Raw genomic sequence first — 16040 nt, forward strand, 5'->3', positions numbered from 1 at the left:
CTCACTCTTCGGACTCTGGACCAGGCTGTTCGTGGTCAGACTGGCCCAGTGTCATTGCCTCGTCGAAACTGTCTTCACGGTCGTCTACGTCCGCTGGGCTGTTTGATGCGGTGGCCAGAGTTGGAGCAAACTTGGAACGTCGGACGCCCTCCAGGATGTCCTGGGGGATTTCGCCAAATGGTGCATACATTTCGCGCGCTTGCTCGGCGCGTGCGTTCTTGGCTGCAAAGTCTCCCCGGCTAGCGCCCGAGAATTTGTAACGCTGACTCAGGCCGAAGAGGCGTCTCAGGATCGCAGCACCTTCATCCAGCCACTGGCCCTTGGCATTGTTGTCGATCAAACCGACATGGCTGGCCAGCAGAATACGGCGCACCAGTTCGTCGTAGGCGGTCAGCAGATACACCGCTTTGAAGGCCAAAGGCGTCGACAGATACAACGGGAGTGTCACGGGCTGCACGGACAGGTTCTCGCCAATGGACAGCATGGCGGGCAGTGCAGCCATGACTTCATCCAGCCTGTTATCGATGTCCTTCATTTCCTGTTCGGCGGTGTCGATCTTTTCTTCTATAAGAAGGAGGAACCAGTCCGAATAAGGATCGTCCTGTTCGCAGCCACGTTTGATGCGATTGAGGATGTTGGCAAAGCCACTCAGGCCGATCATCCCGGGCTTGCCTTCGGTGCGTTGACGACCAAACCAGAGCCTTGAGGCGTGGTGGGTGTGCAGGGTCAGATTGACGCTGCTTCGCAGTGAACCGAGGTTGAGCTGAAAGTTGTCAGCCATGCTGAGCGCTTCCTTTATATGAGCGGATTGATGGAGAGAGGCAAGATTGCCCGCGCGTGCTGGCTCTGGTCAGTAACAAACCGTTTCTTGATCGATTGGGGTTTCTCAATATCCGTGTTTGAAGTGATTCCCGGGGAATCACCTGGCTGGATGCTCGAAGTGATTCCCGGGGCATCACCCTGGTCGGTGCTTGGAGTGATTCCCGGGGAATCACCTAGATCGGTGTTCGAAGTGATTCCCGGGGAATCACCTGGATCGGTGCTCGAAGCGATGCCCGGGGAATCACCTGGATCGGTGCTCGAAGCGATGCCCGGGGAATCACCTGGATCGGTGTTCGAAGTGGTTCCCGGGGAATCACCCAGATCGGTGCTCGGAGTGATTCCCGGGGCATCACCCTGGTCGGTGCTTGGAGTGATTCCCGGGGAATCACCTGGCTGGATGCTCGAAGTGATTCCCGGGGAATCACCTGGATCGGTGCTCGAAGCGATGCCCGGGGAATCACCTGGATCGGTGCTCGAAGTGATTCCCGGGGAATCACCCAGATCGGTGTTCGAAGTGATTCCCGGGGAATCACCTGGATCGGTGTTCGAAGTGATTCCCGGGGAATCACCTGGATCGGTGTTCGAAGTGATTCCCGGGGAATCACCTGGATCGGTGCTCGGAGTGATTCCCGTGGAATCACCCAGATCGGGTTTCGTAGTGATGCCAGTGGCATCACCCAGCTCGGCGTTCGAAGTGATGCCCGGGGCATCACCCTGATCGGTGCTTGAAGTGATTCCTGGGAAATCACCCAGATCCAGATGTGGCTGGGCGTCCCCAACGGAGCAATCATCAAGCATTTTCAACCCTGAGTCCTCGGCCGAACCATCTGCTTGATGCTCGACATGGCATCGCGTCCGGTTGCCAGTGACGACGCATCTCGTTCTCGAGGCGAAGCCCTCGTGACAGGGGGATGGGGAACCTGAGTGGGAGCGGGTGGCTGGGCGGTCGGTGATCTTGAGTGACTGGCAGCCACCTGTGGCTGCTGGGTGGCCGCTGAGGGGGCCTGCCACTGGGCATTGAATTCACCACTCAGTGCCTTCTGCGTGCAGCTCAGCAGGTAGCCAAACGGGTTCTTCACCGATCCGCTCTTGCACCGATGTTGCCACTGATCGAGCAGCGGTGTTCGCAACCCAGGTTCTACGCGCTGCAAGGCGATCATGGCCTTGTCACGTTGATCCTGTGTGAACCTCTCAAACCCGGAGGGCAGATCCGGCGCACTTTCCTGAGCTTCGCGCGGTACAAAGCTTTTACATACAGATGTATTTGTATTGGTATACGTACTATATGAGTTCGGAATCCGAACCAAGCCGAAAGAGGCCGAATTCAGACTGAGTTCGGATTCCGAACCCGGTGTTTTTAAATTCGCTCCCGGGCTTTTTTCACTGAGTTCGGAATCCGAACTCAGTGAATCTGACTCGTCTGAGCCCTTGGTTCGGATTCCGAACTCAGGGCCATCCTGTGAGTGTTCGATGGCTTGCGGTGCGTCATGCCATCCCTGCTGCTGCCATCTCTGCTCGATGACTTCGAGTCGTGAAGGCATCGTGCTTGTCGCGGCTGCAAACTCTTTGAATGCATGGTTTGCGACGAGCCTGACGGCTTTGTTGGCATGTTCAAGCGCCTGGCCGACGAGTTGCATATAGTTGTGGTCGATTTCCATCGCCTCGGCACATCCCACCGGTTCATCGTGCAGGATGTAGACGTTGCCTTGCACCCGACCGCTGACCGAGTCACGTACCCGTTGTCCAAGGCTGAGCCAGCGCGTCAGCCTCAGGACGGTCAACGCCTTGGCCACGGTTTCTTTGGAGGCCGATTTACCTGGCGACGAGCCGAGGTACGGACGTAGCTTTTCATAGCTCGGAAAAGCTGTGACGCCATCACCGTTGATCAGCAGCCTGAAGACTTGCCAGGCATTGCGATCAAGCGGTGAGAGACGATCATCAAGTAGCAGGCCACGCGGCACCGTTTCGTGTGGATTGCCACTGAAGACGACGCCTGCATACGGCTCGTCGCGGACTGATTCAGTGTCACTGGGTGTGGAACCTGAGCCAGCATTCTGCTGTTGAGCCAATTTCATCTGCTGGAGCAGCAAGTGGTTTTGCAGTGTTCCAGCCGCAGCATTGATGGCGACTGCCAGGGGAGGGCGCCGGTTCATCTTCGTCACATCCGTTCGCCTTCTACCTTGCCAGCGGCGCTTTCTTCTAGGCCACGTTCGGGAGCCCTGCCTTTCGGGTTGGCTTTGGTCAGTCGTCGGGATTCGCTCATCAGAACGAGGCTGGCGGATTTACGGTTTTTCCCCGGAGGGTAGAGGTCCTGAGCCAGCCATTGCTGAATCTTGTTCCACACCAGGCCCAGCGTAATCGGTTCGGGCGAGTGACTATCCTGCTCTTCAGCCGGAATGTTGATTTCTTCTGTCAGTAACATGGCAACGTCGAGCAAGGCGACGCCGTCAGTGTGATCGACGTTGAGATCAGCCATCAACTGGACGAACCGGTGCCATAACGGCGTGTCATCGGGCAGATCGCGAAAGCGACCGGGCTTGCCAGGTACGCCGACCAGAACTCGCTGCAGAGAGACTTCTTGCGGCGACATGCCGAAGAACTGCTGAAGCATCGGTGTGGTGGCACCCAGACGAAGCGCGCGCTGCACGATGCGGATCTCTTCGTCGGTCCGCTCTTTGTTGGAGAGCAGGCGCTTGACCATGTCCGGATCAATCGCCACCTGGCACCAGATGACGTTGGAGTTCAACAGCACGCTCTGAGAGGAAGGCTGCTGGAGCAGTACCAGAATTTCCGGGTCCAGGCCCATGTCGATGCAGCGCTTCACCTCACCGTTGCGCAGGTGATGCAGAATCTGGGCGACCATGGCTTCATTCAGTGGATTATGTCGTTTTGACATGTTCAAACTCCTGTCGCAGAACGCCGCGATAAAACCTCACGAGGTGTATTGCCCATCAACGTTCATCGCTTCCAGCTCGACCAGCCGGCGGCCTAACCGGATCAGCCGGAAAAGCTTGACGATGCAGGCATCGTCCAGACGGCCCGCCAACACGGCCTCCCGGTCTTCATACCTGGGGCTGCCGATTAGCAACTGGCCCAGCGCTGCCGTGAATTGAAACTCCGTCACATTCAGGGGAGCCTCGGGTGTCTGCCGGTTCAGGGCGATGGCGTAGACCCCGCTGATGGCCTGGAGCAGGGTCAGGGTGTTGTTGGCCAGTTCTGTGAGTTCCAGGTCCATCGGCGGCTCGTGACATATAAAGCCCAGACCTCCAGGTACTCGTGCCACGGTGTCGCGGTTCAGCCCAGCGGTTGTGGCGATTTCGTGAGCAAGCTGAGCGATGACCTGACGCAATTGGTCGGGCTGGTCCATGATGCGTTCGATGTACCAGACATCCGATATCGGGTGCAGGCCCCCGGCTTGCACGGGAATCGACACCAAGGCGTTGGCTTTGAAGTCCGGCAGTTCCTCGCCATCCAGCGCAGCAACCTGGCGCTTGATCTCAAAGACGCGGTCGGTAGTCGAGACCGGTGTGACGACATGGGCTTCCAGCCGCGCGATACGCTCTTCTTCAGAGAGTGGCGGCGGCAAAGGCTTGTCGGTTTTCAGGGCAGACTCTGGCGGTGCAGGCAGCGTGCTTTTTTCAGTCACCTGCGTGCCAGGTGACTGGGGCAGTGATTCCGATTGCAGCGTTTTTTGTTCCGAGTCATCTTGGAGCAGGTACGCATCAGATTCGGACTCGGCTTCGGGCTGCACCTGCGGTGTGGGTGGTAATCGCAGCGGCGTTTCAATGACCGATGAACGACGCGCCATCGTCAGGTTTTCGTTGACGTTCAGCAGGACCTGCTCATACGTCCTGCCCGTACCTTCCTTCATATGGCTGATCAGTTCATCCTGAACACGTTCACAGACGAATTCGCTGGCATCGCCATCGAACATTGACAGCACGTCCTGGAACAAGACCTCGAAGTCGGTGACGTTCGGTTTCCCTTCGGTGTGCGTCTGCCACGTCTGAGCGGCGGCTTTACGAAGGGCCAGCAGCCGTTCGACCTGATGCTTGCCCAAACCGGAGTAGAGCGCGGCGGGGATCACCGGCAGCAGGCAACGGATCGTCTCCTGCATTTTGCTGATGTGGGACTGCGATACCGGGTAACCGTCAGCTTTCAGTCTTCTTGCCAATTCCCGTTGAGATATGGGCTCGCCGGTTTCTTGCTCATAGATAGCTCGGGCATTTTCAATGCCCACGGCGCGCTCGATGAACATCAGGTTACCGCGCAGGTCGTTCTCGGCCAGGTGACCGGTGAGGGCAATGATTTCCCCACGCTCGCCATCCCAGGGGCGGAACAATACGCTGATCCTGTAAAAGCGCTCGTCCCCCGTTTCGCTGTACAACTCTCGCAGAATCGACAACCGCGTATTGCCGCCGTTGCGGATGATGAACTTCTTCTCCCCCGGACGACGTGTCACCTGGGGGGGCTGATCCAGACCCCTGACCCGAATGGAGTCCTTGATCTCCTGGTACTTGATGTTGGTCACCGTGCGAGGGTTATGCTCATACGCTGACAACTCATCCAGGGTCAAAACCATAGGCGTGTCTGCAATAGGGTCTGGCAGTCGATCTACGGATGGACCTGATCGACTAAATGAGCCCTGGAGCAACTTGCCCGTTATTTCATCGGCAGTGAGTTTGCTCGCCATGATTATTGGCCCGCCTCAGAAAGTTGAACGACATTGCTCGCTGGCGTCCCGCCGTTGAGCAACACATCGATCACGGCCTTGAGCCTGGCAATCTCCTGCTCTTGCTTCAGGCTGCAGTCGATGCGGTATACGCATTCGCTATTCATGGAGCGATGACTGGCTTTGGCTGCCATCGATAGCCGAGCTCTCATTCCCATCGGGAAACGAACAACAAACTTTTCGTCTTTGTCGTCGTCACGCATATTCACGGTTTCGTTATTCAACATGGCGTTCTCCATCATGGCTGAGGGGGTGTGCGCGGCGCAGTTGAGCGCGAGCATTGAGGCCGGCCCTGTGGTCGCTGGGTGTGAACGAGGTGAAAATGGGCGAACATCCACCTTTGGTGAACTTGACGTGACCACCGTGAGTGCGATGGACCGCCCATCCCTGCGAAATGGCGAAGTCAGCCAACGCCTGCAAAGATTTTTTTGCGCCTCGAATAGATGCAGGCATATTGCTCATGATCGTGCCCTCGCATTGCCGAAAGCAGCCGAGCGAAAGGGGATCTGGTAGCGGCGAGCTATGGCCTCACAACGCTTACGCGTTTGATTGAGCGATGCAGCTGCTGAAAAGAGTGATGAGCCGGCAGTGCAGTGAGCTCTAAGCAAGCGTGCCAGCTCGGTATCGCTGAGCGCATTTGCTTTTTTCTGCTTCTGAGACTCAGTACCAGCCTTCAACAAGGCCGTTTTTTCAGCATTGATGATGAACGAAGGGTCATTCACACGCTGATCGGCTTCCACTCGTTGGATGGACCCTCCGCGACTGAAGTATTCCGTAATGGCCTTCTCGATCCGCAGCCTGTCTCTCTCTCGATCTGACTGACTGGGTAGATCCTCTTCAAGAATGTTGTAGTGGCGCGCCATGTCACTGTTCCTCCGATCCGCTGAGCTTGTTACCCGCTTGGATCTCCAGGATTTCAACCTCGTGGTCGGCGAAAGTCTCGGTGAGCTTCTCCATGAACGAGCGACGCGAACAGTCACCTTCCATACGAAACACAACGGTGTACTCCATGCCGCGGGGCATCTGATTGAGCGCTGCATCAAGTGCCTTGGTCTCGAACGTGAGGACCTCGACCAAGTCGCCGCTATGGCATACCGGACACTCTCCCTCCGCAATGGCTACATGAGGTGGGAGGTGTTGGCCGCAGTTACGGCATTCATCTGTAATCGAAGGGGGGCTAGCACACGGATTCATAAGCGATTCTCCCGGGCGAGAAAAGTGGGTGGCGCGTTGCGCAAAAGGGTGCCGGACGCAGCCAGTGGTAGAGTTCTGATCAGATCCGACAAATGACTCCTCTCGATAAGTGGCTATCACTGCATGAGGAACTGGCAGGACTGGAGATGGCCTATGGTGCGAAGCAAGCGTGGAGGGATCGGGAAGCAACAGAGCTAGACGCCAACGATTCGCCTGAGGACGTGTGGCGTGTATATCCCCGGGGATACCCAGTGCCATGAAGGGGTGATCTTCAACCTCATGGCAGAACCAGGGAAATGCATCCAGAAGTGCGTTGTCAGGTAGCTCGCCTTTGGCGAGCTGCAACAATGGACGCCAACGCGCTCGACCGCCGAATTTCGAGTCATACCTCAGAACGTAGCGTTGCGGACGTGATACCAATTCGAGTTGCAGCAGAAGGTCAGCCAAATCGCTCGGAATTTGCCGACGTGGTAGAGGGTTCAATGCAATGCTGATAAGCGCGCTCAGGGCGGCTGCATCTATCAGCACGATGTCATCCACCAGCCAAGCAGACGGATGAGGCTTTTCTGTCAGGCATTGACTTATTGCTTCGTGCAGATGAGGGGCAAGAGATTCCTTTGTCAGTTCAATGAAGGACGTCATGCCCTTGCTCCTTGCCAGGTGCTGGCCGCAAGATTTTCAAAACGGGTGTGCTGGGGGATGAAAGCCGTTCTGACGGTGCCGAGCGAGCCATTGCGATGCTTGCCAAGGATCAGCTCGGCGATGCCTTTGTGCTCGGTGTCGGCGTTGTAAACCTCATCCCGATACACGAAGAGAATCAGGTCCGCATCCTGCTCAAGCGCGCCCGAGTCACGTAGGTCCGCATTGATAGGCCGCTTGTTCGGACGTCTCTCCAGCTCTCTGTTTAGTTGAGAGAGCGCGACGACAGGGCAGTCGAACTCCTTGGCCAGCGCTTTGAGCGAGCGAGATATCTCGCTGATTTCGTTGGCCCGATTTTCCGTGCCAGGGCACTTCATCATTTGCAGATAGTCGATCATGATCAGGCCTGGCTTTCCGAAACGCCGTGCCCCTCTGCGTGCCCGGGCACGAATTGCCGAAGGCGTCAGGTCTGCTTGGTCATCAATGACGAGGCGCTCCCTGTAGGAATTGACCTTGGCCACTGCCAACGAAAGCCTCGACCAATCCTCATCTTCGAGCTGTCCGCGTATCAGCTTCTCAAGATTCAGATGCCCTAATATGGATAGAAGGCGGTAAATGATCGCTTCGGCTGGCATCTCCAAGCTGTAGATCTGAACAGTGGAGTGGTCATCTTTCTGAAGCGCAGCGTCCACGAAATTCAGCGCCAGGCTGGTTTTTCCCATTGAAGGCCTTGCAGCGAGGATGATCAGATCCGCTGGCTGTAAGCCACCCGTCAACTCGTCCAGATCGGACAGTCCAGTGGGCACTCCGACCACCGACTCTCCTGCGTTGAAGCGAAGATCGATCTTGTCGACCACCTGCAGGAGCATCTGGTTGACGTCGACAAAGTCAGACGTGTGCCGTCCTTGTCCCAGGGCAAACAGCTGCTGTTCGATTACGTCCTGTACCTCGGACGCATTCGCTTGAGGATCCGAAGCCTCCCGGGTGCATGCATAGCCGTGTGAAATCAGCCGACGCAGATGAGCTCGGTTGCTCACTGTGTCGGCATACGCCTTGATGTTAGCCACGGAGGGTGTGTTCTTGGCGAGCTCACTGAGGTAAGCCAAGCCACCAGCAGCATCTATTGCCGCAATGGAGTCGGATACCGTGACCACGTCGAATGGTCTGTTCGATTCAGCCAGCGCCGCAATGCTCTGGAAGATCAGACGGTGCTCGGCCCGGGAAAAGTCATCGGCTTTGATTCGGTCTGCGATCAAATCCCATGACTCGTTGTCGAGCATCAGCCCGCCAAGCACGGCTTGTTCCGCTTCGACGGAGTGAGGAGGGGACATGTGAGAAATATCCATCACGCCCTCCCGATGCTTGCCAGGGACGACGAGTCCTGATCGTCGACGCAGGCCATCTCAATGGCCCCCTTTGACGAGGGTTTCAACGGCGATTTCGGTCATTGACTCAAAGCGGTCCGCCCATTGCGGAAAAAGCTCGATGGCCAGATCTCGGATGATCTTCAGGGCGCTGGGCGCGCGGCGATTGCTAGGTTGCTTGTACTCTATCCGATGAGCCGACATGCCTGCGGTTGAACCTTGGCGGAAAATAACTGAAGCGGGAACTGTATTTCTGAGGACGTCGATCTCAGTGTTGTCAGCAAAAGTCCTTCTGATCGCGTCATGGATCTCGCGGGCATCGACAGTCTGGTCGAGACAGTTCACCACGACCTTGATGGGGGGAACGAGCAGTCCCAGCCTTGAGTAAGGACGCAGGCCTTCAAGCATCTGCAATGTGCCACGGTTAAATTCCCGGGCGCTCAGCATGTTCGGTGGTAATGGTGAAACGGCCAGATCTGACGCTAACACCACCATTTCCAGCATGACGCTGCGTGCGCCCTGAGTATCTATGAGGATCAGATCGAAATGGGTCGCGAACGCTTTCAGCAGGTGAGCCAATCGCAGCCGACCATCCGGTGCCTGAAGCAGGAGGTTGATCAACTGGTTGTTGGGGTCGTTCGACAAGATCAAAGACAGGTTTGGGATGCTGGTCCGGGAGATGATTCTTTCTGGATCAGTCAGGTTGTGTGCGATCAGGTCGAAGATGCCGCCGCTGACTTCCTCTGTCATGGGGTAGTAAGAGGACAGTGAAGGCTGGACCGGGTCCATGTCTATGAGCAGGACCTTCAAGCCGGCGTCGGCGCAGAAGCCGCCGAGGTTGGCAGCCAGCGTGGTTTTTCCGACACCACCTTTGGTGGACAAAAGCGAGGTTACGAACATGGTATAAAGCCTCTAATGGGGACATTAGAGGCTGCGTGAACCGATCAACACACCATCCGAGTGTGCCGCTTTTTTATGTCAGCAAAAGCCAATTGGCTTTTAACCAATTGGTCGTAGGTTCGAATCCCACACGACCCACCATTTCGAAAATCTGGAAGGCCCATGAAAATGCGGATTTCCAGGTTTTTTTTTGCCTGTCTTTTATTCAGGTACCCAGATCAGCACGCGCCGGAATGACCCGCCATCCCGTGCCCTTAAGCTGGCAGCCATCTGCGGGGAACTCCAAGCCCCCGCAGCGCTGTCCGACAACAAACGTCCGTTAAAACGGAGCCCAAGGCACCACTGATTTCATCGGCACAAACGCTGCCGTGCAATCGACCGGGGCACCGTCACCTGGACTGCCGGACACCGTGACGTCGTCTTTTATCGAAGGCACCAGTTTGTTGAAGAAGCTTACCGGCCCTGGGCCAATTGTGAAGTGGGTGGCGGTAAGCGCTGTGAAGGCTGGTTGAGTGCCGTCAAAGACAACGTTATCCAGCTTGATCAGAATCGGCCGTTTCTGGCCATTGTCACTGTAGCCGGCGAAGGTCATTTTGCCGCCACCGAATCGCGGACTGTTCAGGTAGTGGAAGCCCTTCACTGTGATGTCGCTGAGATCAGGGTCCGAGGTTCCGCTGGCACTGCCGTAGTTGGTGTCGAACACCAGCGGGAATTTGACGTTACGCATGCACACGTTTTCGTAACGGATACCGTCTACCTTTCCACCGTTCTTGGCACTCGTCTTTATTCTCAGTCCGATGCCGTCCTGGCTGTCTCTACCATCTGCCGCCAAATCCACAACGCTGACATTGTGTACGCCACCGTTGGTTTCACTGCCGATGGACAGGCCGTGGCCATAATAAAAATGATTGTGCGCGAACATCAGGTCCCGACTGCCGGAGATTCGGCTGGACTTTATCGCTACGTTGTCATCACCTGTGCTGATGTAGGAATAGGCCAGCAATACTTTGTTCGATTGACCGGGGTCGAAGCCGTCGGTGTTCTTCACGGTTTCCGGGGTAAAGCAGGTCCCAGGGGGCTTCTGGTCGGGCGTCGAGCCGCTTGGGCAGTGGTAGCCCTCTACGCTGTAGACCCGGCTTGGATTCAGAATCTTGATCCCCCATACAGTCACCCCGGTCACGCCGTCAGTCACAATGTTGAAGTCCGGAGCGTTTTGCAGCGTCAGCCCCTGGATAACGAAGTCCGTTCCGCCACTGACCTGTATAAGGCGCGGCTTTTGTTGATAAACGTTGGACAAGGTCTTCTGATAAACAAGGTCCCACCAGCTGCGCAGATTGGCATTCGCCCCGGCGGTAAGCAGACTGCCGCCGCGACCATCGATAACGCCTTTGCCTATGACGCCGCTGGAGTGGGTGTTTTTGGCCGAAATCAGTGAACTGCAGGCATCCTGATTGGCAACTGTAGTGACGCCGCAAGTGCCTTTGCCGTTGTCGTAGTCCTTGGGGTTACGTGACGCAAACAACGTTACGCCCTCGTCTATCCAGAGCGTGACGCCGGATTTCAATTGCAGCGGCCCGCTGAGGAATGCCGAGTTGTCGCCGTCACCTTTTACAAGCTTTACGGCTTGTCCGGCAGCACACCCATTGATTGCATTCTGGATATTCTCCTGGTCAGGCCTGGAGTCGAGCGCCGAACCGTCAGCGCTGTCCAGCGAGCCGTCTCTGGGAGTCAGGTGCGCTTGAAGTTGCTTACAGACTGGTGGGCTGGTTGGCTCGCTTATAGTGCCCCATGGCGTCACCACGGCTGCCTCACTGGCCGCCTGCGCGGGCAGTATGAGGGTCAGTGACATAGCCGCGGAAGCGGCCATCCAGGAGGTCTGCCGAAAAGTGTGCATGGCGAAGTGTAGGGGACCTGGCATCTATGAGACCTGTGATAGTGAGTAACCATGTTGGGTCGACCAAGATATTTTAGAGATGTGTCAAATAGAAAGTCGCTACAAATTATTTCTTTGTCATGTTTCGCTATTTAATGGATCTCTAGACGGTTTCAAGAACGATTCTCATCGGCTATGGGCAAGCCAGAAACTTCTGGTAAATCGGTTTTTTGGCGTTAGAATCGGCGCGCCTTCAGAAGTCGGGCCGATATTTACTGAATATCAGCCATATGCTTGATTGCACATGGCGCAGCCTTTGTCAGGCGATGTATGCGTAAAGCTGGAGGGCCTTGGTTGATAAGGGTTTCCGGCTTTTTTATTGCCTGTATTTCGGGTGTAAACTTGCCTTTCGCGCTCTAGCGCCTTCAGGTCCCGCGAACATGACACAGATCTCCGAACGTTTCCTGGTGCAGGCTCATCTCGATGCGAAGCAGCCCAAGGCGCTGAGCCCGGCAGAGCAGGCGCGTTACCGAGCCGACATTGCTGCCGAACTCAAGAAGCAGGATGCCGTGCTGGTCGCTCACTATTATTGCGACCCGGTCATTCAGGCCCTGGCCGAGGAAACCGGCGGTTGCGTGGCCGACTCTCTGGAAATGGCCCGCTTCAGCAATAACCACGCTGCCAGTACTGTATTGGTCGCAGGCGTGCGTTTCATGGGCGAAACCGCGAAGATTCTCAACCCGGAAAAACGCGTGTTCATGCCAACGCTCGAAGCCACCTGTTCGCTTGACGTAGGGTGCCCGGTCGATGAGTTTTCCGCGTTCTGCGATCAGCACCCGGAGCGTACCGTGGTGGTGTATGCCAACACCTCTGCAGCGGTCAAAGCCCGTGCGGACTGGGTAGTGACCTCTGGCTGCGCGCTGGAGATCGTCGAAAGCCTGATGGACAACGGCGAGAAAATCATCTGGGCTCCAGACAAGCATCTGGGCCGCTATATCCAGCGTGAAACCGGTGCCGATATGTTGCTGTGGGACGGTGCCTGCATTGTCCACGAAGAATTCAAATCCAAGCAGCTTGAAGACATGAAAGCCTTGTATCCCGAGGCTGCGATTCTGGTTCACCCGGAATCGCCGGAAGCAGTGATCGAGCTGGCTGACGTTGTCGGCTCCACCAGTCAGATGATTGCCGCCGCGCAGCGCTTGCCCAACAAGACGTTCATTGTGGCCACCGACCGGGGCATCTTTTACAAGATGCAGCAGTTGTGCCCGGACAAGATCTTCATCGAGGCGCCTACGGCCGGTAACGGCGCTGCATGCCGAAGCTGTGCACATTGCCCGTGGATGGCGATGAATACGCTTGAGCGCACCTTGCAGTGCCTGCGCGAGGGTAGCAATGAGATATTCGTTGACCCGGCGCTGATCCCCAACGCCGTACGCCCGTTGCAGCGCATGCTGGACTTCACCCAAGCGGCGCGCTTGCGACAAGCGGGCAATGCCTGACAGCCGTAATGAAAAAGCCCGACGCTTGCGTCGGGCTTTCTCATTCGGACATCAGTTCATCATGTCCTTGACCATCCGCTCTTGTTCAATCAGATCCTTTTGCCGTGCATCAATGCGTGACGCCAACTGGAAGTTGTTGGCCGCACGGCGTTTGGCAAAGTCCAGTTGCTGGATTGCCTGACGGAAATCGCCGACCAGTGCGAAATATTCGGCGCGCGCCTGATGCAGGCCGATGGTGTTGCCGTTCAGGCCACGGGTTTCCGCCACGACGTACCAGATGTCGGGATCATCCGGGCGGGTCTTGAGCAGCGCTTCAAGGCTTTTTTCGGCTTCGGCGGTGCGGTTCTGCTTGAGCAGCACGTCAATACGCACATCATTGAGCGGGTAGCTGCCAGGGTACAGCGTCAGCATGCGATCGACCCGTTGCTGGGCATCGGCCAAGCGGTTATTGGTGATGTCCAGGTCGATCTGCGTCAGATTATAGGTGATGTCGTTTGGCGCTTTTTCGATTAATGGCTTGAGGGTTTCTCTGGCTTCGTTCAGTTGCCCACCCTTGATCTGTGCGATGGCCAGACCATAGCGAGCTGGATCGGATTTCGGGTTTTCAACCAGTTGCGCACGAAAGCGCTTGGCGGCGATACCAGGTGTTTCTTCGTATATCAACGCAACGCGGGCGCGCATCAGTTGATACAGCAGGCTGTCTTCCTTGCCGCCAGGCTTGGCCTGCTCGGCGCGGTTGCGTGTGTCAGCGATCCGCGATTCGCTCACCGGGTGAGTCAGTAGAAACTCCGGTGGCCTTGCATCAAACCGATACTGACGCATTAAACGCTCGAACATGGTGGGCATGTTGCGCGGGTCATAACCGGCCTTCTCCAGATTGAGAATGCCGATACGGTCGGCCTCCTGCTCGTTCTGGCGCGAAAAGCGACGTTGCTCCTGGATTGCAGCCGCCTGTGAGCCGGCGATGGTTGCGATACCGGCATCACCGGCACCTGCGGCAGCCATGACAATACCCGCCAGCATCGCGGCCATTACCGGCACCTGCATACGCTGCTGGGCCTCCATGCCTCTGGCGAAGTGGCGTTGCGACAAGTGAGCCAGCTCGTGGGCCAGTACCGACGCGTATTCGCCCTCGGTCTGGGCGTTGAGGAACAGGCCGCCGTTGACACCGATGATCCCGCCGGGTGCGGCAAAGGCGTTGAGTTGCGGGCTGTTGATCAGGATAAATTCAAGACGCCGGTCCTGAACCTGGCTGGTCTCGGCCAGGCGGTACACCGAGGTCTCGACGTAGTCCTTGAGTTGCGGGTCCGACAGCTGCGCCACCTGGCCGCGCAGCAACCCCAGCCACGCACGGCCCAGACGGTGCTCCTGTTCGGGAGAGACAATCGAGGAGCTGGCGTCGCCAAGTGAAGGCAGGTCATCAGCCATGCCATGCGTAGCGAACAGGCAAGCGAGGGTGAGCAGTGTAGGACGCAAAAAATTCATGCACGAAGCTCTGGTCAGAAGAACCTGTACTGTAGCTGGCTCAATGGCGTGCTGACCAGAGTGAGGTATTCTTGCCGCCTTATCCGCCATGCCTTTTCGGACATGGTTTGTAATTCGATGTGTCCGCCTGGAGGGAAACGATGTCTGACGCTGTAGTGCGCCCCGAGGTGTGCGACGCCGAACTGGATGCCAGTGGTCTCAACTGTCCGCTGCCTCTGCTGAAAGCCAAGATGGAACTCAATCGTCTGGCCAGCGGCGCGGTGCTGAAGGTGATCGCGACTGACGCCGGGTCACAGCGGGATTTTCGAACCTTTGCCAGACTTTCCGGGCATGAGTTGCTGCATGAAGAGGTCGACGCTGGCACTTATCTTTACTGGCTACGCAAGGCTTGAACCGCCACCGCCGTTTTTTTGAAAAGGATGTTTGATGTTCAATGTGCTTCGCAATTGGGTGCAACGCTACTTCTCCGATGAGGAGGCGGTGGTACTGGCGGTCTTGCTGTTTCTGGCGTTTACCCTTGTCCTGACCCTGGGCGGAATGCTCGCGCCGGTCATTGCGGGGTTGGTGCTGGCCTTCCTGATGCACGGGTTGGTCAGTGTTCTGGAGCGCCTGCGCTTGCCTGAAATGGCCGCAGTCGGCTTGGTCTTCACGCTGTTCATCGGTGTGCTGCTGCTGTTCCTGCTGGTGCTGGTACCACTGCTCTGGCACCAGTTGATCACGCTGTTCAACGAAGCACCGGGCATGCTTGCCAAGTGGCAGTCTGTACTGCTGTTGCTGCCCGAACGTTACCCGCATCTGGTTTCCGACGAGCAAGTGTTGCTGGCGATCGAAGTCGCCCGTGGTGAAGTGGGCAAGATCGGTCAGTTGGCGCTGACCTTCTCGATCTCCAGCCTGCCATTGCTGGTCAACCTGATGATCTACCTGGTGCTGGTGCCGATTCTGGTGTTCTTCTTTCTGAAGGATCGGCACATGATCGGCCGCTGGGCGCGCGGCTATCTGCCTCGCGAGCGTGCGTTGATCAACCGGGTGGCGGATGAGATGAAGCGTCAGATTGCCAATTATATTCGCGGCAAGGTCATCGAGATTTTCATCTGTGGTGGCGTGACCTACATCGCGTTCGCCGCGCTCGGGCTCAACTACGCAGCGCTGCTGGCGATGCTGGTCGGCATATCTGTGGTCGTGCCTTACGTTGGCGCGGTGGTGGTCACAGTGCCGGTGGCGTTGATCGGATTGTTCCAGTGGGGCTGGGGTGATCAGTTCATCTACCTGATGATTGCCCACGGCATCATTCAGGCGCTGGATGGCAATGTTCTGGTGCCGTTGCTGTTTTCCGAGGCCGTCAACCTGCACCCGGTTGCAATCATTTGCGCCGTGCTGCTGTTTGGCGGGCTGTGGGGATTCTGGGGGATCTTCTTTGCGATTCCGCTGGCCACGTTGTTCAAGGCCGTCCTCGATGCCTGGCCGCGTAATGAACCCACTGTGGCACCACTGCTTTAAGCAGCAAGTCTGGATCGTTGCGGCACCTTGCGTGC

Annotated in this window: 16 protein-coding genes; 4 read left to right on the forward strand and 12 right to left on the reverse strand. The window is 56.9% G+C overall.

Going from position 1 to position 16040, the window contains the following annotated elements; genetic code table 11:
- Position 1 precedes the first annotated feature (1 nt).
- Positions 2–781, reverse strand: a complete 780-nt coding sequence (locus tag AC4ANE_RS08830) for a PFL_4669 family integrating conjugative element protein (RefSeq protein ID WP_460408850.1) — start codon at positions 779–781, stop codon at positions 2–4.
- 114 nt (positions 782–895) lie between these two features.
- On the opposite strand from AC4ANE_RS08830, the gene AC4ANE_RS08835 reads away from it, so the two are divergent.
- On the forward strand, positions 896–1540 hold the full coding sequence (locus AC4ANE_RS08835; protein WP_460408851.1) for a hypothetical protein: 645 nt from the start codon (positions 896–898) through the stop codon (positions 1538–1540).
- An 82-nt stretch (positions 1541–1622) separates the two neighbouring features.
- On the opposite strand, the gene AC4ANE_RS08840 is transcribed toward AC4ANE_RS08835, so the two are convergent.
- The 10 genes from AC4ANE_RS08840 to AC4ANE_RS08885 all read right to left on the reverse strand — a co-directional run bounded on the left by AC4ANE_RS08840 (position 1623) and on the right by AC4ANE_RS08885 (position 11569).
- The gene (locus AC4ANE_RS08840) at positions 1623–2984 is read right to left on the reverse strand and encodes an STY4528 family pathogenicity island replication protein (protein ID WP_460408853.1); all 1362 of its coding nucleotides are present in this window, start codon (positions 2982–2984) and stop codon (positions 1623–1625) included.
- Positions 2981–3718, reverse strand: a complete 738-nt coding sequence (locus tag AC4ANE_RS08845) for a DUF2857 domain-containing protein (protein WP_005734582.1) — start codon at positions 3716–3718, stop codon at positions 2981–2983. Before AC4ANE_RS08845 ends, AC4ANE_RS08840 begins: the two co-directional genes overlap by 4 nt.
- A 36-nt stretch (positions 3719–3754) precedes the next feature.
- Positions 3755–5515, reverse strand: coding sequence for a ParB family protein (locus AC4ANE_RS08850; protein ID WP_460408854.1), 1761 nt, complete (start codon positions 5513–5515; stop codon positions 3755–3757).
- Between the two features lie 2 nt (positions 5516–5517).
- Positions 5518–5835, reverse strand: a complete 318-nt coding sequence (locus tag AC4ANE_RS08855) for an Arc family DNA-binding protein (protein WP_060407255.1) — start codon at positions 5833–5835, stop codon at positions 5518–5520.
- Positions 5771–6016: a hypothetical protein gene (locus tag AC4ANE_RS08860; RefSeq protein ID WP_032649250.1), complete on the reverse strand. Its 246-nt coding sequence runs from the start codon at positions 6014–6016 to the stop codon at positions 5771–5773. The genes AC4ANE_RS08855 and AC4ANE_RS08860 overlap by 65 nt, the downstream gene beginning before the upstream one ends.
- Positions 6013–6417 carry a hypothetical protein gene (locus AC4ANE_RS08865; protein ID WP_082301281.1) on the reverse strand — a complete coding sequence of 135 codons (405 nt, stop codon included), beginning with the start codon at positions 6415–6417 and terminating at the stop codon, positions 6013–6015. The genes AC4ANE_RS08860 and AC4ANE_RS08865 overlap by 4 nt, the downstream gene beginning before the upstream one ends.
- Position 6418: 1 nt before the next feature.
- A complete protein-coding gene (locus tag AC4ANE_RS08870) occupies positions 6419–6748 on the reverse strand; it encodes a hypothetical protein (protein WP_460408989.1) in 330 nt (109 codons plus the stop codon).
- Between the two features lie 638 nt (positions 6749–7386).
- Complete coding sequence (gene dnaB, locus AC4ANE_RS08875; RefSeq protein WP_460408856.1) at positions 7387–8733, reverse strand: replicative DNA helicase; 1347 nt, start codon at positions 8731–8733, stop codon at positions 7387–7389.
- Between the two features lie 57 nt (positions 8734–8790).
- On the reverse strand, positions 8791–9651 hold the full coding sequence (locus AC4ANE_RS08880) for a ParA family protein (RefSeq protein WP_460408857.1): 861 nt from the start codon (positions 9649–9651) through the stop codon (positions 8791–8793).
- A gap of 319 nt (positions 9652–9970) precedes the next feature.
- Positions 9971–11569, reverse strand: coding sequence for a glycoside hydrolase family 28 protein (locus tag AC4ANE_RS08885; RefSeq protein WP_031597583.1), 1599 nt, complete (start codon positions 11567–11569; stop codon positions 9971–9973).
- 395 nt (positions 11570–11964) lie between these two features.
- Between AC4ANE_RS08885 and nadA the strand changes: the two genes are divergently transcribed.
- Positions 11965–13023: a quinolinate synthase NadA gene (gene nadA / locus AC4ANE_RS08890; RefSeq protein WP_002552585.1), complete on the forward strand. Its 1059-nt coding sequence runs from the start codon at positions 11965–11967 to the stop codon at positions 13021–13023.
- Positions 13024–13074: 51 nt separating this feature from the next.
- Here the strand turns inward: nadA and AC4ANE_RS08895 are convergent, their stop codons facing one another.
- Complete coding sequence (locus AC4ANE_RS08895) at positions 13075–14508, reverse strand: M48 family metalloprotease (RefSeq protein WP_002552586.1); 1434 nt, start codon at positions 14506–14508, stop codon at positions 13075–13077.
- Between the two features lie 140 nt (positions 14509–14648).
- Between AC4ANE_RS08895 and AC4ANE_RS08900 the strand changes: the two genes are divergently transcribed.
- Positions 14649–14900, forward strand: coding sequence for a sulfurtransferase TusA family protein (locus AC4ANE_RS08900; protein WP_002552587.1), 252 nt, complete (start codon positions 14649–14651; stop codon positions 14898–14900).
- Positions 14901–14934: 34 nt separating this feature from the next.
- Positions 14935–16005, forward strand: coding sequence for an AI-2E family transporter (locus AC4ANE_RS08905; protein WP_002552588.1), 1071 nt, complete (start codon positions 14935–14937; stop codon positions 16003–16005).
- The last annotated feature ends 35 nt before the right edge of the window (positions 16006–16040 follow it).

This window comes from Pseudomonas sp. Pme6b, assembly GCF_058129925.1.

Bases quoted from the DNA above. Each gene is read 5' to 3' on its own strand.
- AC4ANE_RS08830 (WP_460408850.1), bottom strand. From the start codon at position 781: ATGGCTGACAACTTTCAGCTCAACCTCGGTTCACTGCGAAGCAGCGTC.
- AC4ANE_RS08845 (WP_005734582.1), bottom strand. From the start codon at position 3,718: ATGTCAAAACGACATAATCCACTGAATGAAGCCATGGTCGCCCAGATT.
- AC4ANE_RS08850 (WP_460408854.1), bottom strand. From the start codon at position 5,515: ATGGCGAGCAAACTCACTGCCGATGAAATAACGGGCAAGTTGCTCCAG.
- AC4ANE_RS08855 (WP_060407255.1), bottom strand. From the start codon at position 5,835: ATGCTCGCGCTCAACTGCGCCGCGCACACCCCCTCAGCCATGATGGAG.
- AC4ANE_RS08860 (WP_032649250.1), bottom strand. From the start codon at position 6,016: ATGAGCAATATGCCTGCATCTATTCGAGGCGCAAAAAAATCTTTGCAG.
- AC4ANE_RS08865 (WP_082301281.1), bottom strand. From the start codon at position 6,417: ATGGCGCGCCACTACAACATTCTTGAAGAGGATCTACCCAGTCAGTCA.
- AC4ANE_RS08870 (WP_460408989.1), bottom strand. From the start codon at position 6,748: ATGAATCCGTGTGCTAGCCCCCCTTCGATTACAGATGAATGCCGTAAC.
- dnaB (WP_460408856.1), bottom strand. From the start codon at position 8,733: ATGGATATTTCTCACATGTCCCCTCCTCACTCCGTCGAAGCGGAACAA.
- AC4ANE_RS08880 (WP_460408857.1), bottom strand. From the start codon at position 9,651: ATGTTCGTAACCTCGCTTTTGTCCACCAAAGGTGGTGTCGGAAAAACC.
- AC4ANE_RS08885 (WP_031597583.1), bottom strand. From the start codon at position 11,569: ATGCCAGGTCCCCTACACTTCGCCATGCACACTTTTCGGCAGACCTCC.
- nadA (WP_002552585.1), top strand. From the start codon at position 11,965: ATGACACAGATCTCCGAACGTTTCCTGGTGCAGGCTCATCTCGATGCG.
- AC4ANE_RS08895 (WP_002552586.1), bottom strand. From the start codon at position 14,508: ATGAATTTTTTGCGTCCTACACTGCTCACCCTCGCTTGCCTGTTCGCT.
- AC4ANE_RS08900 (WP_002552587.1), top strand. From the start codon at position 14,649: ATGTCTGACGCTGTAGTGCGCCCCGAGGTGTGCGACGCCGAACTGGAT.
- AC4ANE_RS08905 (WP_002552588.1), top strand. From the start codon at position 14,935: ATGTTCAATGTGCTTCGCAATTGGGTGCAACGCTACTTCTCCGATGAG.